This is a genomic window from Chryseobacterium oryctis, assembly GCF_025971925.1.
GTDB lineage: Bacteria > Bacteroidota > Bacteroidia > Flavobacteriales > Weeksellaceae > Chryseobacterium > Chryseobacterium oryctis.
This window is the reverse complement of record NZ_JAPDHV010000006.1, coordinates 143606-162537: the sequence shown is the minus strand read 5'-3', so window position 1 is coordinate 162537 and position 18932 is coordinate 143606. Positions and strand designations below refer to the sequence as shown.

The window sequence follows — 18932 nt, the reverse complement described above, 5'->3', positions numbered from 1 at the left end:
TTTATTGAACCCTATTTTTTAATACCTGTTCAATATCTTCTAATGAAAAGTTTTTGGCTTTCAATAAAACTAAAAAATGATACAATAAGTCTGCAGATTCATTTTTGAAAAGTTCATCATTATTGTCTTTTGCTTCAATCACGAGCTCCACGGCTTCCTCTCCTACTTTTTGAGCCATTTTATTTATCCCTCTTTGATATAAAGAATAAGTGTAAGAGTTTTCTGTTTTATCGTTGATTCTTTGTGAGATTTTTTGCTCTAATTCATAAAGAAAACCTTTGTTTTCCTTTTCTCCAAAACAACTAAAACTGCCTGTATGACATACAATATTTTTGGGTTGTACTTTAACTAAAATGGTGTCATTATCACAATCAATCTGAATACTTTTTACTTTCAAAAAACTCCCGGATTCTTCACCTTTTGTCCAAAGTCTTTCTTTTGAACGGCTGTAAAAGGTTACAATACTCTCTTTTTTAGTTTTTTCAAAAGCCTCTTCATTCATATAGCCAAGCATCAAAACTTGTAAAGTTGCTTCATCCTGAATAATTACAGGAATTAATCCGTTTGATTTATTAAAATTGGGTTTCATCGTATGGAAATTTTTTGTTGTTTTAGTTGTTGTTTTAATTCAGAAATCGATATTTCTCCAAAATGGAAAATACTTGCAGCTAAAGCTCCTGTTGCCTTTGTTTGTGAAAAAACATCTTCAAAATCTTTGGTATTTCCTGCTCCTCCGGAAGCAATAATAGGAAGATTTACATTTTCAGAAACGAGTTTTGTCACCCGAAGATCAAAGCCTTTTTTGGTTCCATCTCCGTCCATTGAGGTTAAGAGAATTTCTCCAGCTCCCAATTCTTCAGCTTTTTTAGCCCAATCTATTGTTTTATAATTGGTAATTTCTCTTCCTCCTTTGATGTGAACCCAATCTATTCCGTCAACCAATTTTGTATCAATTGCAACAACCACACATTGACTGCCAAATTCATTAGAAAGATCTTTTATTAATTGTGGATTTTTAACCGCAGAAGAATTAATGCTAATTTTATCGGCTCCAGCTTCCAATAATTTTCTAACGTCTTCGATGGAAGAAATTCCGCCACCAACGGTGAAAGGAATACTCAATTCTTTGGCAATATCTTTTACCAATTCTACGAACGTTTTTCTCTTTTCTATCGTTGCCGTAATATCTAAAAAAACGAGTTCATCGGCTCCGTCTTTTTCATATTTCTTGGCCAATTTTATAGGGTTTCCAGCGTTTATAAGATCTTCAAAATTAACCCCTTTTACGGTTGTTCCGTCTTTGATATCCAAGCAAGGAATAATTCTTTTTTTAAGCATTTTGTTTGTTTTAGATGAGAGTCTTTTCAATAAAATCTTGAAGTTCTTTCATATTGATTTTACCTTCATAGATTGCCTTTCCTATAATTGTTCCTGAACAACCAATTTTTTGCATTTCGTAGACATCATCAATATTAGAAATCCCTCCGCTGGCTATTAAATTAATTGAGGTTTTGCTTAAAATATCTTTGTATAAATCTGTTGAAGGACCTTGCAACGTTCCGTCTTTAGAAATATCGGTACAAATAACATTTTCTATTTTTTTGTTTTTATATTCAAGAATGAAGTCAATCAAATCTTTGTCAGTCTCTTCAAGCCAACCCGATGTTTTTATTTTTCTGTTATCACAATCAGCTCCCAGAATAATTTTATCCGAACTATATTTCTCTATGATATCATAGCAAAATTCTGGGTTTTGAACGGCAATACTTCCAATGGTAATTTGGTTAGCTCCGGAATTGAAGGCGATTTCAATATCATTTTTTGTTTTTAAACCACCTCCAAAATCTATTTGCAATGAAGTTTCTTTAGCAATATTTTCCAATACTTTTTGGTTAACAATATGTTTTGATTTAGCACCATCTAAATCTACGAGATGAAGAAATTTAATTCCGAAACTTTCAAATTTTTTGGCAACTTCTACAGGATTTTCATTATATATTTTCTTTGTGTCATAATCCCCTTTTGACAAACGAACGCATTTTCCGTCAATAATATCTATGGCAGGAATAATTTTCATATTTAATATTTAAAGTTTTAAAAAATTATTGAGCAATTCACTTCCAATTTTTCCTGATTTTTCTGGGTGAAACTGCATTGCAAAGAAATTATCTTTCTGTAATGAGGCACTAAAAGGCAAAATATAGTCACATACAGAAGTAGTATTTTCAGACAATTCGCAATAATAACTGTGCACAAAATATACATCACTTTTATCTTCAACATTGCAAAATAAAGAAGATTGATAATTTGAAATAGTATTCCAGCCCATGTGTGGAACAATATTTTTTGCTGGAAATTTTCGTACTTTAATATCAAAAATTCCTAATCCTGTAGTATTTCCTTCTTCATTATCTTTACACATCAATTGCATACCCAAGCATATTCCCAAAACGGGTTGCTGTAAAGAAGGAATAAGCAAGTCCAAGCCTTTTTCTTTCAAAAGATTCATTGTTGAAGAAGCTTCTCCAACACCAGGGAAAATTACCTTATCGGCTTTTTGAATAAGTTCAAAATCATCTGTAACGATTGATTTTACATTAAGTCTGTTTAATGCATTTTGGACTGAATTTACATTTCCTCCGTTGTACTTTATAATTGCTATCATTTTATAAACTTCCTTTTGTAGAAGGCAAATTGAAATTAGTATCGGTTTGTTTTACTGCCATTTTAATGGCTTTGGCAAATGCTTTGAAAATAGATTCAATTTTATGGTGCTCATTTTCGCCTTCTGATTTTATATTGAGATTACATTTCGCCGAATCGGTAAAAGATTTAAAAAAATGGAAAAACATTTCTGTAGGCAAGTCACCAATTTTTTCTCTTTTAAAATCAACATCCCAAACGAGCCAAGGTCGGCCTCCAAAATCCAGAGCAACTTGAGAAAGGCAATCATCCATTGGAAGTAGAAAACCATACCTTTCAATTCCTTTTTTCTTTCCTAGTGCTTTTAAAACTGCTTCTCCCAAAACTATCCCTGTATCTTCAATCGTGTGATGTTCGTCAACCTGCAAATCTCCATTCACTTTAATTTTTAAATCTAAATTTCCGTGTTTTGAAATTTGTTCAAGCATGTGGTCGAAGAAATTCAAACCTGTAGATATTTCTGAATTTCCTTTACCATCAAGATTAACTTCAATTTCAATATCAGTTTCATTGGTTTTTCTTGAAACTTTGGCTTTTCTTGGAATTTGTTTTAAAAATTGATAAATATCTTCCCAACATTCAGTTGTAAATTCTGCTTCTTTATTTTGAACTGAATTAATAAAAATAGCTTTTGAACCTAAATTTTTAGCCAACAGAATATCAGTTACCCTGTCTCCTATTACAAATGAGTTTTCTAAATCGTAATCTCCGTAAATGTATTTTCCAAGTAATCCAACTCCTGGTTTTCGGGTAGGTAAATTTTCGTGTTCAAAACTTCGGTCAATTAAAATATCCTCAAAAATAATTCCTTCATTTTCGAAGGCTTTGAGCATTTTTTCGTGTGGCTTTATGAAATTTTCGTAAGGAAAACTTTTCGTTCCTAAACCATCTTGATTAGTTACTATAACCAACTCATAATCCAGTTCTTTAGCGATTTTTGAAAGATTTTGAAAAACTTTAGGATAAAACTCTAATTTTTCCAAAGAATCAACCTGAAAATCTGTTGGAGGTTCAATAATCAAAGTTCCATCTCGGTCTATAAATAGTACTTTTTTCATAAGATTAGATATTTTGGAGAATATTTAGAAGTTGTTCATTCTCTTTTCTACTTCCCACATTTAATCTGATACAATTCGAAATTGAGGGGGTTCTTTTGCTTGTCAAAATTTCGTTTTTAAGTAATTCAGTATAGACTTTTTCAACATCATTAAATTCAATCAGAAAGAAATTGGCATCTGTAGGAAAAATCTTTTGAATGCAAGAAATTGTTTTTAGTTCTTTTTCAAGCCATTCTCTTTCAGCTAGAATATTTTTAATATTTTCATTACATTCATCAGCATTTTCAAGACAATCAATAATCAGTTCCTGACTCAAGGAATTGACATTGTAAGGTGCTTTTACCAAGTTAATTAACTGTATAATTTCCTCTGAAGCGTAAGCAATGCCTACTCTGGCTCCCGCCTTTCCCCATGCTTTTGAGAAAGTTTGGAGGACAATAAGGTTCGGATATTTGTCAATCAAGTCTAAACATGAATTTTGTTGTGAAAACTCGATGTATGCCTCGTCTACGACAATAATTCCATTGAAATTTTGAATATAAAACTCAATTTCTTCTATGCTGTTTCCCGTTGGATTATTAGGAGAGCATAGAAAGAAAACTTTTAATTTAAAATCTTTCGTAACCTTCAAGAAATCTTTTTTATTAATTTCAAAATTGTTATCTAAATCTAGCTTTATAACGTTATTTTCATTAATAGATGCATAAAATCCGTACATCGCAAATGAAGGATTCATCATTAAGATTGAATCTACTTTTGGTTCGCAAAAAACTTTAATAATTAAATCAATCAATTCATCACTTCCGTTCCCAACAGCAATTTGATTAGGAGGTATGTTTTTAAATTGAGATAATTTTTCTTTTAATTTTTTTTGAGTAGAATCAGGATAACGATTGAATTTTCCAAAAGGACTTTCGTTTGCATCCAACAAAACAGGCGAATTAAACTCATTGTTATCTCTGAAACTGATGTAAGGCTGCAAACCTAAAATGTTTTTCCTTACTAAATTTTTGTTGCTATTTTTTGTCATTTTCTAATTGTTTTAAACGGATTGAAACTGCATTTTTGTGAGCGGTTAAACCTTCGGCTTCAGCCATTATTTCGATAGTTTTTCCTAAATTTTGAATTCCTTCTTTTGATAAATTTTGAAAAGTAATTTTCTTCACAAAACTATCTAATGAAACTCCGCTATAGTTTTTAGCAAAGCCGTTGGTTGGCAAAGTATGATTGGTTCCGCTTGCATAATCTCCCGCACTTTCACATGAATAATTTCCGAGAAAAACAGAACCTGCATTTTGGATAAAAGGAATATAATTTTCAAAATTTTCTACAGCAAGAATTAAGTGTTCAGGAGCATAAATATTGCTAAAGTCGATAGCTTCCTCAATTGTATTTATCAGAATAAAGTGACTGCTTTTCAAAGCATTTTTAGCAAATTCATTTCTTGGTAAAGCTTTAATTTGTTGGTTTACTTCTTCAATAGTTTGATTAAAAATATCGTTATCTGTTGAAAGAAAAATTACCTGACTATCACTTCCATGTTCTGCTTGTGAGAGCAAATCTGCTGCGCAAAAATCAGGATTGGCTTGTTCATCTGCTATAACCAGAACTTCACTTGGTCCTGCAGGCATATCAATTGCAACTCCGTAATTTTGAGCAAATTCCTTAGCTGCAACCACATATTGATTTCCCGGACCAAAAATTTTATAAACATTTGGAATACTTTCTGTTCCGAAAGTCATGGCTGCAATGGCTTGAGCTCCACCAGTTTTGAAGATTTTAGTAACACCACAAAGTTGAGCGGTGTAGAGAATTGCAGGGTTAATATTTCCGTTTTTGTCGGGTGGAGAACAAAGAATGACTTCTTTGCAACCTGCCAATTGAGCAGGAATCGCTAACATTAAAACGGTGGAAAATAAAGGTGCCGTTCCTCCGGGAATATAAATACCTACTTTTTCAATAGCTCTGTTTTCTCGCCAACAAATAACACCTTTTGTTGTTTCTATTTTTTGAATATCAACAATTTGTGAAGCATGAAATTTGGTGATATTTTCTTTTGCTTGTTGAATCGCTTTTTTTAAATCCTCGGTAATAAGTTTTTCAGCTTTAATAATTTCATTTTCTGAAACTTCAATGTCTTGAATCTCAATATTATCAAATTTTTTATTAAAGTTGATGAGAGCCTGATCTCCATTTTTTTGAACTTTAGTAAAGATATCTTCTATAGTTTTTGAAATTTCTTCTCTTTTCAAAGTTGGACGTTGTACGAGATTCGCCCATTCTTCTTTTTGGGGATATTTATTGATTAGCATATTAAATGACCATTTTATCGATTGGAATTATTAAAATATCTTGTGCACCTTTTTCTTTGAGTTCGTCTATAACGTCCCAAAACCTGAATTCATCAATTACAGAATGAATGCTGCTCCAACCCTCTTCTGCTAAAGGAATTACAGTCGGACTTTTAAGAACAGGCAGAACTTTTGATATGTCCTGAATTTTTTCATTAGGAATATTCATCAAAATATATTTTGAATTTTTTGCCTTTAAAACAGCTTTAATTCTGAATAAAAATTTTTCCAGAATCTTAATTTTTTCATCTTTCAATTTCGAAGTTTTGGCTAAAACCGCTTCGGATTTTAATAAGGTTACGGTTTCTCTCAAGCCGTTTTTGAATAATGTACTTCCTGAACTTACAATGTCACAAATACCGTCTGCAAGACCAATGTTTGGAGCAATTTCTACAGAACCAGATATAATGTGAATTTCAGCTGAAATATTATTCTTTTCAAGGAAGTTTTTTAGTGTATTCGGGTAAGAAGTGGCTATTTTTTTGCCTTGAAAATATTCTAAGTTATTGGTTTCTATTTCTTTGGGAACAGCCAAAGAAACTCTACATTTTGAAAATCCCAGTTGCTGAATAATTTCAATTTTTTTTTGCTTTTCTATTAATAAATTTTCTCCTACAATAGCAATATCTACTACTCCGTCTTCCAGATATTGAGGGATATCGGAGTTTCTCAAGTACATGATTTCCATTGGAAAATTTTCTACAGAAACTTTAAGCTGGTCTTTTCCGTTATTTACAAAAATTCCACAGTCTTTCAAGAGTTGTAAAGAGTCTTCGTAAAGTCTTCCGCTTTTTTGAATTGCAATTTTTAATTTACTCATTTCTTTTTAATTAGTCTGAGTAAATGAAAGTTTGATTAAAAAATTTCTAAGGAATTATAAGAAACAAAAAAACCGTCTATTTACTCAGACGGTTTTGATTATTTTGATTTTTAACATAGGTATATATCAATCATTTCCGTCTTAGCAGAGATAATGATGATAATGATGTACTGTTAAAAAATTCGGTTTCATTGTTGAAATTTGTGATACAAATGTAGAATAAAATTTTAAACTAAAAACAATTTTTTAATTATTTTTTTGATAAATTTTCATTAAGTTGTTTGAAATAAGCTTGTCATTAAATTTCTGAACAAACTCAAAACTCTTTTCAGCACGACGTTTTCTTTCGGCTTCGTTATCCCATAAAAACTTTATTTTTGATTGAATATCCAAATAATCTTTTGGGTCAACATAAACCGAATTGGGACCTCCAGCTTCAGGTAGGCAACTTGTATTACTCGTAATGGTTACAGTTTTTGAGAAAAGGGCTTCTATCACAGGAATTCCGAACCCTTCAAAGAAACTTGGATAGATAAAAATATCAGCAAGTTTGTATAAAACAGCAAGTTCATCCATCGAAATTCCTTCAAGAAACTGAACTTGTTTTTCCATTTTATTTTTATGGATAAATTGCTCAATTTTTTTAAAATATTTTGTTTTTTTCCCCACTACAACCAAAGGAATATCAGTATCTTTAATAGCTTTTACGACACTCAACAGGTTTTTTCTTTCTTCAATGGTTCCTACATTTAGAATGAATCTTTCCGGGAGATGAAATTTTTCCTTTGTTTTTTTTATAAAATCATCAGATTGTTTTTCTTTAAAAGCTTTGTGACAACCTTGATAAACAACGGTTATTTTCCTCTCAGGAACTTTTAAATAATGAATAATATCTTTTTTAGTCTGTTCAGAAATAGCAATAATTTCATCAGCAAGATGTGCTGCTTTTTTGAATTTCCAAAAGTGAATTTTACGGTCAAAAAATGAGTAATATTGAGGAAATCTCATGAATATTAAATCATGGATTGTAACAATTTTTTTTATTGGTTTTTTGTTCCATCTTAAAGGTAATTCTCCAGATAAACCATGAAAAATATCTGCATTTTCTCGTTGTGCATCTTTTCCCATTTTCAATTGTCGAGACATATTTCCTTTGGAAGTGGCAATAAAATGAACGTTAGATTTTTCAAGAATATCTTTTCCTCTTTCAGATTTATTTTTGTTTAATAAAACATATTCATTTTCAGGATAGTATTCTGAAAGTATTCTCACCAAATCTCTAGAATAGTTGCCTAAACCAGATGTATTGTGAAAAAAACGCTTTGCATCAAATGCAATTTTCATAGTGTAATTTGTTTTTGAAATTCCTGAAAAGTTCCGAAGGTATGATTTTTACTTTTAAGCCATCCTACAAACTCATCAAACCTTTTTATCATATCTTTTCCCGTATTTTTCACAGTAAAACCAGGTAATTTAAAGGCTTCATCTTTAATATCCGAAAATTCCCAAGGATGGAAATAAACATTTAGATAATTATCTTTTTTTATTACATTTGAAGCCAATTTTTTATAAAAAAACAGTGGGAAATTATGGAAACTTAGCCAAAATAACGGAATTCTGAAATTCGGAGAAACCGAAGCCGGAATTTGTGTTACTTTTCCTTCTTTAAAATAGGTTCTTGAGACTTTCAGATTGTTATATCTTCCTGGCAGAAACGTAGGATTAATAGATGAATTGTAAGTATATCCTGCATTTTCAACAGCTTTTTTACTTACAGACATCATTCTTGGCATTCGCAAACCTATAACTTTGGTAGAAAATAATTCTTCTAACTTTTCTCTAGATTCCTGTAAATGTTTTTCCTCAAACTCTGAATGAAACCATGTATGAGAAGCCAATTCATGACCTTCATTTAATAATCTTTCAATAAGATGTTTGCTGTTTTCTGCAAAAACTACTGTTGAAAAAAATGTAGCTTTTGCATTATGTTTTTTGAGAATATTTAAAATATTTTCAAGTCCGTTTTGTGATATTGAGATTTGTCTATCAAAGGGAATTTCACCCTTATATTCTAAAGGCATATCAAATTCTTCGATATCAAAACTTAATAAAATCATTTAAAAATTTTTATTTTTAATAATATAATTGGGTCTTTCTTTCACCTGTTTGAATATTTTACCCAAGTAAATACCGATAATTCCTAACATAATAAGTTGAAGACCTCCAAAAAATACTATAGTCATAATTAATGATGCCCATCCTGAAATTTCTGTCTTTACAACAAAGGCATAAATCACATAGGAAATGTATCCAAAAACTGATAATCCTGATAATAGAAAGCCTAAATAAGCTGCAATATAAAGAGGCTTTACACTAAATGAAGTAATACCTGTAAACGCAAAAGTGAGCATTTTTTTTAGGTTATAACTACTTTCTCCTGAAGCTCTTTCAGAAGCGGTAAATTCAATTCCTGTTTGTTTGAAGCCCATCCAACTTGTAAGTCCACGCAAAAATAAGTCATCTTCTTTAAAATTTCTCATCACTTCTACTGCATTGGCATCCATGAGTCTAAAGTCTGAACCTCCACCTTTTGTAAGATTTACATCTGATAAACTGGATAAAATTTTATAGAAAAAGTCGGATGTTTTTCTCTTAAAAATTGATATTTGTTTAGGATAAGTTCTAATGGTAAAAACGATATCATAGCCTTCTTCCCATTTTTCTATCATTTTAGGTATCAATTCTGGTGGATGCTGAAGGTCTCCATCCATCGAAATAACAGCGTTTCCTTTGGCATTATCCATCCCGGCTTTTACGGCAGGTTGATGTCCAAAATTTCTGGAAAATTCTATATACTTAATTTCTTCATATTTCTGAGATAATTCTTCAAGTTTAGTTTGTGTATTATCACGACTTCCGTCATTTACGAAGATAATTTCAAAATCATAATTTTTTAACCCCGAAAAAATTTCTTTTATTTTTTCATGAATAAGGGTAACATTACCTTCTTCGTTGTATGCGGGTATGACAATGGAAATTTTCTTCATAAAACTAATTCAAAGTATAATCCTTTTCAAAATCCTTGGTTAAAAGTTCATAAATCACTCTTAACCAAACAATAATACAAGGTACGGCTTTTAAAGAGTATTTAATGACATAATTTTTCTTGATGAATTTTGGAAATAAGTCAGAAGGAGAAAAGCATGTAAGTATTATTACAAAAATAAGCATTGCCAAAATTAATGGTGTTTTTTCTTTTTGTAATGTAAACCAAATCATGACTCCTGCCACTGCAATAATATAGGTAGGAGATTCTGAACCTGAACTAAATAGTACTAAAAACAATAAAGTAGACGCTAAAATCATTAATTGAAAGGCATAATTTTTATATTGTTTTATCCTAATATAAGGAAGAGCAAATAGAGGAATTCCAAAAGCTAAAAAAGTAAGATTTGAAATTGAAGCATTCCCTAAAATTCTTCTTACAAATCCCATCAAAGAAATATCTTGCATATTTCCAAGAACTTGGTTACTGTTATTTTTTTCAGCTAATGAATGATACCAATCTGCATAGCTTTGAAACACAAATTGTGGACTTGAGTATATCATAGGAATAACTAAGCATAAAATAACGACAATGATTCCTGAAAGAATAAATTTAGTTTTATTTTTAATAAAGAAAAACTGTGATAAACCAACAATTCCGTAAAGTTTCACAAAAATTCCTATCATGATGGCTGTTACAGACTTTAATTCCTTTTTTTCATAAATATAAATAGCAGATAACATAAGTAAACCAACCAAAGCAATATTAAATTGTAAACTTATTGCTGCTGTAATATACTCCTGTAAACAAAGCAACCCGAAAAGAGCTTTTTTAGGATTAGAAAATGGAAGTTTGTAAATGGCGTAAAGAAAAATTGCTGTATTTGCAATATTCCAGAGTGAAATTCCGAGCCAATCGGGCATTAACGCAAAAGGTGCGACCAATAGGCTGAAGAAAATACCATAATGATTTGAATCAAAATAGAGATCAGGGTATTGTAAGTATAGATTTCTTTCCTGAAGTGTATTTAAAAATACATTTTTAAAAATCATATAATTATTAATCGCCTGATATCCTCTAAAATATTTAGAAAGAGCAGTCACAACTGCTACAATAAGATAAACCCCAAATATATATTTAGGGTTTAGTATTATCTTAAGAAATTTTTCTTTCAAAGTTATTGGGTATTAGTTTGAAACTGATTTATACAGCAACATTATTCTCTCTTAATGCATCATTAAGAGATGTTTTTTTGTCTGTAGACTCTTTTCTTTTACCAATAATCAAAGCACAAGGAACCTGATATTCTCCTGCTGGATATTGTTTTGTATAACTTCCAGGAATTACTACCGAACGAGCAGGAACTCTTCCTTTAATTTCGATTGGTTCTTCACCTGTAACATCGATGATTTTTGTAGATGCTGTTAATACAACGTTAGCTCCTAAAACAGCTTCTTTTTCTACATGTACACCTTCTACTACGATACATCTGGAACCAATAAAGCAATCATCTTCAATAATTACAGGGGCAGCCTGAAGTGGTTCTAATACACCTCCGATACCAACACCTCCACTCAAGTGAACATTTTTACCTATTTGTGCACAACTTCCTACCGTAGCCCAAGTATCAACCATCGTTCCTGAATCTACATAAGCTCCGATATTTACATAAGAAGGCATCATAATAACTCCTGAAGCAACAAAAGAACCTTCTCTTGCGATAGCATGAGGTACAACTCTCACTCCTTTTTCAGCATAATTTCTCTTTAAAGGAATTTTGTCATGAAACTCAAACGGACCTACTTCAATAGTTTCCATTTTCTGGATTGGGAAATACATTACTACAGCTTTTTTCACCCATTCATTTACCTGCCATCCGTTTTCTGTAGGTTCAGCAACACGAAGTTCGCCAGAATCTAATAAAGAAATAACCTCTCTAATTGCCTTTTGGCTGTCTTCGTTTTGCAATAAATCTCTATTATCCCAGATGTTTTCAATTGTTTGTTGTAACGACATGTTTCTAAATTAAAAATTATATATCGCCAAAGATACAAAAAGTTTGTGCAAATTTTTTGAAATTTTAGAAGTGAAAAATGATTTAGATTAACCTTTAATAAATGTTTTCGAAGATAATTATAAACCAAAAGTGAAGTCTAATATTTTAGAAATTTTCCGTTTTTGGAGATTGATAATTGTAACAGAAATTATAATACTCTTTGAGCATGTAAATAAGTTTTATTCCAATATGTTTCGTTTAAAGATGAAATAATTACTCCTTTAGAAGTAGAAGCGTGAATAAATTTTACTTCACCATCATTGGCAATATCATGAACAATCCCAACATGAGAAACTCTGCTACCTCCGGCAGTAGAAAAAAATAAAAGATCTCCAGGCTTTACATCTTTAATGTCTATTTTATTGCCTGTTTCAGCCTGGTCAGATGATCTTCTTGGTAATTTATAGTCATTTTCTTCAAAAACTTTTACTGTGAAGCCGGAGCAATCGAAACCTGAAGATGTATTACCTCCAAATTTGTAAGGAGTTCCGATATATTTTTCAGCGTCTTTTAAAATTTTGTTGATAGATTTCGAGATGTTTCCATCAAATTTTGAATCTAGTTTTCTCAGATTTTCAGATTTAGCAACTGTTTTAGTCCCTGTTTTTTTCTTTGTGACAACATTTTTCGAACTACCACAAGAAATGGCAAATAATGATGCCGTTACTAAAACAGTTACTTTTTTCAAATTTATTTTTTTTTGCAGAAATCTAGTTGTCATATTCATCTGATTTTAACTCATTTAACTAAATATTAAGCAAATATACAATTTATAATTAAATTATAGGTGTATTATACTACAACTATATTATAAATATATGTTAAAATAATGTATTAATTTAATTATCATTATATTTGGATTCAATTTTAGAATATGGCTACTTATGAAAGTATAATTAAAATAAAGGGAGCTGTTGGAGACCTTGTTTTTTACAATCTGAATGGTAAAAATATTGTTCGGAAGAAAAGTGGATTTAATAAAACTGCTTTTAAGAAAAGTCCGACTTATGAAAAAGTACGTCAGAACAGTTCTGAATTTGGGCATTGTTCTAAAGTTGGGAAAATGATAAGATTGGCTTTGGATAAGTTTATCAAAGAATCGGAAGAGCCTCTACTCTATCAGAAGTTTGCAAAACTGATGACGGAAATAAAAGATTTAGATACAATTTCAGAAAGAGGTAAAAGAACGGTGGAGAAAGGTTTGCGTACCGAAAAAGGGCAAGCTATGCTTACAAATTTTCAATTTGGAACTAAACTGAATCTCGAAAATAAAGTTTCTTTTTCTTCAGATTTATGGAATAAAAGTTTGAAGGTTGATAAACAATTTTCATTTGATGAAGTTCAGTTTATTACTTTAAAACTTGATTTTGAAAATTATCAGGTTGAAAAATTTGAAGAGAATATTTTTTTAGAAAATAAAGTAGAATTAATATTTGAAAAACATTTTGATGAAGATGATTTAATTCTTCATTTTGTTGCTTTGAAAAAAGAAGGGAAAATTACCCGAATGGGATTTATATAAAAAAGTAAAAGCCTGTAAAACTACAGGCTTTTATTATTTTGTAACAAATTTTATTATTTTTTGTCTTTCTCTCCTTTCCAGGTACCAGTTATAATAGGTGTTGGGATAGAGTTTCTCCAATTTCCGTTACCTTTTTTATCATCTCTATTCAGGGTACCTTTAAATTCACCATCATCAGGAGTTCCAACCACAGCATTCAACTCTCCGGATTCACTTAGACGACCTGAAATATAGTAATTCTCATTGTTTACTTCAGAATGCATAGTTCCTGTCACTTTTCCGTCACTAGCAACTACGATATTCCAATTACCTTTGTCTGCACCTTCATAAGTTCCCGACCATGTTCCAATGTAATCATATATTGTATCTTCATCTGAACTACATCCGATAAACAAAAATGCTGTTAATAAAAGTAAAAAAAGTTTTTTCATATTCTTTTTATAAAATAAATTCAATTAAGTGGAGAATATGGGATTCGAACCCATGACCTTTTGACTGCCAGTCAAACGCGCTAGCCAACTGCGCCAATCCCCCTTTTGTGGTTTTATACTACCGAAGCGCTACAAAAGTAAGTATTTAAACCACATATACAAATATTTTATTGAATTTTATTTAATAAGATGTGAAAATATGTATGTGATAATCAATTTTTAAGATGTTTTAAGAGCGAATACATAAAAAAACGTATACTATTTAGCATACGTTTTTTTGAAAAAATATAATTAAAAAATAATTATTTCCAACCACCGCCTAAAGCTTGATAAAGCTCTACAGCAGCTTTCATTTTGCTGTATTCAGCGTTTGAAATATTAAGCTCAGCATTTAGAGAGTTTACACTTGCATTTAAAACCTCAAGATAATTTGCCATACCATAATTTACTAGTTCTTGTGAATAATCCACAGATTTTTTGTAGGCTTCAAGTTCTTTTCTTTTTAAATTGATATAAGAATCTTGAACAGAAAATACCCTGATTGCGTCAGAAACCTCTTTTCCTGCGGTAAGAACGGTTTTTCTAAAATTAAGATAAGCTGCTTCCTGATTGGCTAAGCTTACTTCGTAATTGGTTTTAATGGCTCTTTTGTTTAAAATTGGTTGAGCTAAACCTCCTACAACACTTGCAAATAATGAATTTACATTAAATAAATGATCAATGTCCATTGATTGAAGTCCTCCGTTACCAGTAATTTTTAAAGTTGGATAAAATTGAGCTTTAGCTGCATTTGTTAATTCAAAGGCATTCATTAAATTAAATTCAGCTCTCATAACATCAGGACGGTTTGCCAATAATTGAGCTGGGTATCCAAGTTTTAAATCAACCGGAACTTTTTGGTTTGCCAATGTTGACCTTTCAATGGTATGAGATGATTCTCCCATCAAAAGGCTCATTGTGTTTTCAAGTAATTGAATTTGCGTGTCAATATCTATTAATAATGACTTTGCATTGAAAACAAGAGCTTCACTCTGCTGAACAGCGACTTCTGTTAATGTTCCTGCTGCTTTTAAAGCTTTAGTTGTTTCTAGATTTTTTTCACGAACAGCAATTGTTTCTGTAATTATTTTCTTCTGAGAATCAAAAGTTAATAATTGATAATATGCTGAGGCAATGGAAGCTACAAGATCACTTTTTACAGCTTTATGAGCTGCAACAGTGCCTAAATAAGTAGCCAATTGAGCTTTTTGTTGAGCTTTTAGTTTTCCCCAAAGATCTGCTTCCCAGCTAATACTTGCGGTAATATCAAGCTGATTGATGTATCTTCTGTCTCCAAATAATCTACCGGTTTGGGTATTTAAAGACTGGGTCTGGAAAGTATATCCGGGACCAACAGTAATGGTGGGTTCATAAGCCGCTTTACTTTGCTTTAAATAAGCTTCTGCCGAATTAATATTTTGCAGAGCAATTCTTATATCTAAATTGTTTTCTAAAGCTTTAGAAATATGCCCTTGAAGTATTGGATCTGTGAAAATTTCTTTCCAAGAAATATTGGCAACATTTGTACTATCTGAAGGAAGCATATCTGTACGGAAAAGCTTTTCGTCAACAACATTATTCGGTCTTTCATATTCTTTTCGAGCCATACAAGATGAAACAGCTGCAAGAATTGTGACTGAAAAAGTTATTCCTTTTATAATATTTAATAAACTCTTCATTTGATTTAATTAGAAATTTGAGTCTAAAAATTAGAAGTTAGTTTATAATTCTAACTCCTAATTTCTTTAACTTTTAAATTATTCTGCTAAATTGATTTCCTCTTTTTTAATAGGTTTTATTTTTTCCTGTAAATGTTGGAAAATGACATACAATACAGGAATAACAACAAGTCCTAAAATAGTACCTATTAATAATCCGATTGCTGCACCGGTTGCGATAGATCTGTTACCTACTGCACCAATTCCACTTGCTAAAACCAATGGTAATAGACCAAAGATGAACGCGAAAGAGGTCATCAAAATTGGTCTTAATCTGGCTTTTGCAGCATTAATGGCGGACATTACAATTGTTTCACCGTGATGTCTTCTCTGAACGGCAAATTCGACAATCAAAATGGCATTTTTGGCTAATAAGCCGACCAACATGATCAATGCAATCTGGAAATAAATATTATTTTCCAAGCCCATTACTTTTTGTCCTAAATAAGCTCCCATTACCCCAAGAGGTAGAGAAGTTACAACAACTAGCGGAAGAATATAACTTTCATATTGTGCGGAAAGGATAAAATAAACGAAGATTAAACTTAGCCCAAAAATCAAAAGAGTTTGTGAACCGGAATTTAATTCTTCCCTTGTTAATCCAGTGAATTCTACATCGTAGTTTTGATTTAACGCTTCCTTAGCAACTTGTTGTACTGCAGTAATAGCATCTCCGGAACTGAATCCTGCCGAGTTTGAGCCTGTAATTTTTACTGAAGTAAATAGATTGTAACGACTTACTGATTGTGGTCCGTACGCTTTAGTCAAGGTTACAAATTGTGAAATTGGAGACATAGAACCTGAACCTGTTTTTACATACAATTCATTTAGGTTATCAATATTTTGCCTGTTTTCAGGAAGAGCCTGAACCATTACTCTGAATTGTTTACCATATTTCGTAAAATCAGCCGTATAAATACCTCCGATATATCCTTGCATTGTTGCCAAAATATCACTTACTGAAACTCCCAATTGTTTTGCTAACGGGACATTGATTTTCATTTCATACTGAGGATATCTTGTATTGAATGAAGTTTGTGCAAATTCAATTTCAGGTCTTTCCATTAGTTTTCCGATGAATTCGTTGGTTTTTTTATCCAAATCAACATATTCACCACCGGATTTATCGAGTAATACCATCTCAAAACCTGCACTCGTACCAAAACCAGGTACACTTGGCGGTTGGAAGAACACAACTCTGGCATCAGGTACTTTACCTGCAATACCAAATAACTTTTTAGTAATATCTTCGGATGTAAGATTATCTTTTTTCCTTTCTTCAAAAGGTTTTAATTTAATGAAAGCTAGACCATTATTACTTCCGGTTCCTGATAAGAAACCTCTACCTGTTGAAAGGGTAACATTTTGTACTCCAGGTATTTTCATTGCATTTGTCTGCAATGTTTTAAGAACATTATAAGTTCTTTCCATTGAAGCACCCGGTGGAAGTTGAACGTCTGTAAAGATAATTCCCCTATCTTCTGTAGGTACAAATCCTTTTTTCATGGTAGAATTTGTCCAGAATAAAATTCCTCCTGTAATTGCAAAGATTAATAATGTAACCCATTTATGTCTCAAAAGAAAAACAAATCCTCTTCCATATCTTTCTGTACCAGTTCTAAAAGCAATATTGAATTTATAAAAGAACTTCTGAAGGAAATTTAGATTCTGATATTCTTTATGATGTTCTGAATGAGGTTTTAAAAATAATGAACATAAAACAGGGCTCAGTGTTAATGCGTTGATTGCAGAAATCACGATTGCAACAATAAGAGTAATACCAAATTGTTGATAGAAAACTCCTGTTGGTCCAGAAATAAACGTTACAGGAATGAATACAGATGCCATTACCAATGTAATTGAAATAATTGCCCCTGTAATTTCGTCCATAGCTTCTACTGTTGCTTTTTTTGCATCAGCAATACCATGTTCCATCTTGGCATGAACAGCCTCGACGACGACAATGGCATCATCCACAACAATACCAATGGCAAGTACTAAAGCGAATAGTGTTAATAAGTTTAAGGAATATCCGAACAAATTCAGGAAAAAGAAAGCTCCCACAATAGAAACAGGAACTGCAATTGCCGGAATTAAAGTTGAACGGAAATCCTGAAGGAAAATATATACAACAATAAACACTAAGATAAATGCCTCAAGTAAGGTATGGATAACCTTTTCTATTGAAGCTTCCAAGAATTCATTAGTATCAAAGTTGAACGTGTATTTAATTCCTTCCGGAAAACTTCCTTCCGCTGATTTCAGATATGTTTTAATGTTTTTGATAATTTCCTGTGCATTTGAACCCGGAGTTTGGAAAATACCCATACTGATTGAAGGGTTGTTTCCGTTTTCTCCGATTCCTGAGTAAGATTGACCAGCTAATTCTACTTTAGCAACATCTTTAAGCATTAAATTTTGTCCGCTCGGAAGAGCTTTAATGATAATGTTATCGTATTGCTCTTTATTGTTGAATTTACCCACATATTTTATGATATATTCAAAAGAACTACCACTGTTTTGTCCGATAGAACCAGCCGCAGCTTCTCTACTCTGTTCATTGATTGCGTTGGTAACATCAGTTGGAGAGATACCGTAAGCTGTCATTTTTGCGGGGTCTAGCCATACTCTCATCGAGTAATTTTTGCCTCCGAAAACATTGGCATCACCTACTCCATTGATTCTTTTTAAATTCGGAATAACATTGATATTCAGGAAGTTTTGAAGGTATACGTCATCTAAATCTTTGTTTTCTGAATAGAAAGACATGTACATCAGTGCACTGGTTTGTTGCTTTTGTGTTACAACCCCAGAACGTGTAACTTCACTTGGGAGTAACGGTGTAGCTCTTGTTACACGATTTTGTACGTTTACAGCAGCAATATCAGGATCGATTCCTTGCTTGAAAAATACCTGAATTTGTGCAGAACCATCGTTTCCAGCTGAAGAAGTGATATAGTCCATCCCTTCAACCCCATTGATTTGCTCTTCCAAAGGAACGACAACACTTTTCATTACTGTTTCAGCGTTTGCACCCGTATAGTTTGCCGAAACACTAACTGTAGGCGGAGCAATATCAGGATATTGGGTAACCGGTAAAGCGATAAGTCCTAAAACACCGAGTATCACAATTAAAATTGAGATTACGGTGGATAAAACCGGTCTGTTTATAAAATTTTTAATCATTT

18 protein-coding genes and 1 tRNA gene are annotated in these 18932 nt (G+C 31.8%); 1 reads left to right on the top strand and 18 read right to left on the bottom strand.

Annotation, left to right across the window (positions count from 1 at the left end; all coding sequences use genetic code 11):
* Position 1: 1 nt before the first annotated feature.
* From hisIE to OH806_RS13585, 14 genes are all read right to left on the bottom strand, one after another.
* A complete protein-coding gene (gene hisIE, locus OH806_RS13650) occupies positions 2-589 on the bottom strand; it encodes a bifunctional phosphoribosyl-AMP cyclohydrolase/phosphoribosyl-ATP diphosphatase HisIE (protein WP_264744227.1) in 588 nt (195 codons plus the stop codon).
* Positions 586-1338, bottom strand: a complete 753-nt coding sequence (gene hisF / locus OH806_RS13645) for an imidazole glycerol phosphate synthase subunit HisF (RefSeq protein ID WP_264744226.1) — start codon at positions 1336-1338, stop codon at positions 586-588. Before hisF ends, hisIE begins: the two co-directional genes overlap by 4 nt.
* A 10-nt stretch (positions 1339-1348) precedes the next feature.
* Positions 1349-2077: a 1-(5-phosphoribosyl)-5-[(5-phosphoribosylamino)methylideneamino]imidazole-4-carboxamide isomerase gene (gene hisA / locus OH806_RS13640; protein WP_264744225.1), complete on the bottom strand. Its 729-nt coding sequence runs from the start codon at positions 2075-2077 to the stop codon at positions 1349-1351.
* Positions 2078-2086: 9 nt separating this feature from the next.
* Positions 2087-2665 carry an imidazole glycerol phosphate synthase subunit HisH gene (hisH, locus tag OH806_RS13635; RefSeq protein WP_264744224.1) on the bottom strand — a complete coding sequence of 193 codons (579 nt, stop codon included), beginning with the start codon at positions 2663-2665 and terminating at the stop codon, positions 2087-2089.
* 1 nt (position 2666) lies between these two features.
* A complete protein-coding gene (gene hisB / locus OH806_RS13630) occupies positions 2667-3761 on the bottom strand; it encodes a bifunctional histidinol-phosphatase/imidazoleglycerol-phosphate dehydratase HisB (protein WP_264744223.1) in 1095 nt (364 codons plus the stop codon).
* A gap of 4 nt (positions 3762-3765) precedes the next feature.
* Positions 3766-4791 carry a histidinol-phosphate transaminase gene (gene hisC / locus OH806_RS13625; RefSeq protein WP_264744222.1) on the bottom strand — a complete coding sequence of 342 codons (1026 nt, stop codon included), beginning with the start codon at positions 4789-4791 and terminating at the stop codon, positions 3766-3768.
* Positions 4778-6073, bottom strand: coding sequence for a histidinol dehydrogenase (gene hisD / locus OH806_RS13620; RefSeq protein WP_264744221.1), 1296 nt, complete (start codon positions 6071-6073; stop codon positions 4778-4780). Before hisD ends, hisC begins: the two co-directional genes overlap by 14 nt.
* A 1-nt stretch (position 6074) precedes the next feature.
* Positions 6075-6932, bottom strand: a complete 858-nt coding sequence (hisG, locus tag OH806_RS13615; protein ID WP_264744220.1) for an ATP phosphoribosyltransferase — start codon at positions 6930-6932, stop codon at positions 6075-6077.
* 246 nt (positions 6933-7178) lie between these two features.
* On the bottom strand, positions 7179-8276 hold the full coding sequence (locus tag OH806_RS13610) for a glycosyltransferase family 4 protein (protein WP_264744219.1): 1098 nt from the start codon (positions 8274-8276) through the stop codon (positions 7179-7181).
* Entirely contained in the window at positions 8273-9049 is a 777-nt protein-coding gene (locus OH806_RS13605) for a polysaccharide deacetylase family protein (protein WP_264744218.1), read from the bottom strand. The genes OH806_RS13610 and OH806_RS13605 overlap by 4 nt, the downstream gene beginning before the upstream one ends.
* The gene (locus OH806_RS13600; protein WP_264744217.1) at positions 9050-9979 is read right to left on the bottom strand and encodes a glycosyltransferase family 2 protein; all 930 of its coding nucleotides are present in this window, start codon (positions 9977-9979) and stop codon (positions 9050-9052) included. It lies immediately after the preceding gene.
* Between the two features lie 4 nt (positions 9980-9983).
* Positions 9984-11159 carry a glycosyltransferase family 87 protein gene (locus OH806_RS13595; protein ID WP_264744286.1) on the bottom strand — a complete coding sequence of 392 codons (1176 nt, stop codon included), beginning with the start codon at positions 11157-11159 and terminating at the stop codon, positions 9984-9986.
* Between the two features lie 22 nt (positions 11160-11181).
* On the bottom strand, positions 11182-11994 hold the full coding sequence (locus OH806_RS13590) for a 2,3,4,5-tetrahydropyridine-2,6-dicarboxylate N-succinyltransferase (RefSeq protein WP_264744216.1): 813 nt from the start codon (positions 11992-11994) through the stop codon (positions 11182-11184).
* 188 nt (positions 11995-12182) lie between these two features.
* Positions 12183-12722: a C40 family peptidase gene (locus tag OH806_RS13585; RefSeq protein WP_406567638.1), complete on the bottom strand. Its 540-nt coding sequence runs from the start codon at positions 12720-12722 to the stop codon at positions 12183-12185.
* 186 nt (positions 12723-12908) lie between these two features.
* Between OH806_RS13585 and OH806_RS13580 the strand changes: the two genes are divergently transcribed.
* Positions 12909-13556: a hypothetical protein gene (locus OH806_RS13580; RefSeq protein WP_264744214.1), complete on the top strand. Its 648-nt coding sequence runs from the start codon at positions 12909-12911 to the stop codon at positions 13554-13556.
* Between the two features lie 53 nt (positions 13557-13609).
* Here the strand turns inward: OH806_RS13580 and OH806_RS13575 are convergent, their stop codons facing one another.
* The 4 genes from OH806_RS13575 to OH806_RS13560 form a co-directional block, all read right to left on the bottom strand.
* Complete coding sequence (locus OH806_RS13575) at positions 13610-13987, bottom strand: hypothetical protein (protein ID WP_264744213.1); 378 nt, start codon at positions 13985-13987, stop codon at positions 13610-13612.
* Between the two features lie 29 nt (positions 13988-14016).
* Positions 14017-14090, bottom strand: a tRNA-Ala gene (locus OH806_RS13570).
* A gap of 199 nt (positions 14091-14289) precedes the next feature.
* The gene (locus tag OH806_RS13565; protein ID WP_264744212.1) at positions 14290-15705 is read right to left on the bottom strand and encodes an efflux transporter outer membrane subunit; all 1416 of its coding nucleotides are present in this window, start codon (positions 15703-15705) and stop codon (positions 14290-14292) included.
* A gap of 78 nt (positions 15706-15783) precedes the next feature.
* On the bottom strand, positions 15784-18930 hold the full coding sequence (locus tag OH806_RS13560; RefSeq protein ID WP_264744211.1) for an efflux RND transporter permease subunit: 3147 nt from the start codon (positions 18928-18930) through the stop codon (positions 15784-15786).
* Between the last annotated feature and the right edge of the window lie 2 nt (positions 18931-18932).

What these genes read in the sequence shown, in the direction of transcription:
- hisB (WP_264744223.1), bottom strand. Translation starts at nt 3,761, where the DNA reads ATGAAAAAAGTACTATTTATAGACCGAGATGGAACTTTGATTATTGAA.
- OH806_RS13565 (WP_264744212.1), bottom strand. Translation starts at nt 15,705, where the DNA reads ATGAAGAGTTTATTAAATATTATAAAAGGAATAACTTTTTCAGTCACA.
- hisD (WP_264744221.1), bottom strand. Translation starts at nt 6,073, where the DNA reads ATGCTAATCAATAAATATCCCCAAAAAGAAGAATGGGCGAATCTCGTA.
- hisIE (WP_264744227.1), bottom strand. Translation starts at nt 589, where the DNA reads ATGAAACCCAATTTTAATAAATCAAACGGATTAATTCCTGTAATTATT.
- OH806_RS13605 (WP_264744218.1), bottom strand. Translation starts at nt 9,049, where the DNA reads ATGATTTTATTAAGTTTTGATATCGAAGAATTTGATATGCCTTTAGAA.
- hisF (WP_264744226.1), bottom strand. Translation starts at nt 1,338, where the DNA reads ATGCTTAAAAAAAGAATTATTCCTTGCTTGGATATCAAAGACGGAACA.
- OH806_RS13590 (WP_264744216.1), bottom strand. Translation starts at nt 11,994, where the DNA reads ATGTCGTTACAACAAACAATTGAAAACATCTGGGATAATAGAGATTTA.
- hisH (WP_264744224.1), bottom strand. Translation starts at nt 2,665, where the DNA reads ATGATAGCAATTATAAAGTACAACGGAGGAAATGTAAATTCAGTCCAA.
- hisA (WP_264744225.1), bottom strand. Translation starts at nt 2,077, where the DNA reads ATGAAAATTATTCCTGCCATAGATATTATTGACGGAAAATGCGTTCGT.
- OH806_RS13575 (WP_264744213.1), bottom strand. Translation starts at nt 13,987, where the DNA reads ATGAAAAAACTTTTTTTACTTTTATTAACAGCATTTTTGTTTATCGGA.
- OH806_RS13580 (WP_264744214.1), top strand. Translation starts at nt 12,909, where the DNA reads ATGGCTACTTATGAAAGTATAATTAAAATAAAGGGAGCTGTTGGAGAC.
- OH806_RS13600 (WP_264744217.1), bottom strand. Translation starts at nt 9,979, where the DNA reads ATGAAGAAAATTTCCATTGTCATACCCGCATACAACGAAGAAGGTAAT.
- OH806_RS13560 (WP_264744211.1), bottom strand. Translation starts at nt 18,930, where the DNA reads ATGATTAAAAATTTTATAAACAGACCGGTTTTATCCACCGTAATCTCA.
- OH806_RS13610 (WP_264744219.1), bottom strand. Translation starts at nt 8,276, where the DNA reads ATGAAAATTGCATTTGATGCAAAGCGTTTTTTTCACAATACATCTGGT.
- hisG (WP_264744220.1), bottom strand. Translation starts at nt 6,932, where the DNA reads ATGAGTAAATTAAAAATTGCAATTCAAAAAAGCGGAAGACTTTACGAA.
- hisC (WP_264744222.1), bottom strand. Translation starts at nt 4,791, where the DNA reads ATGACAAAAAATAGCAACAAAAATTTAGTAAGGAAAAACATTTTAGGT.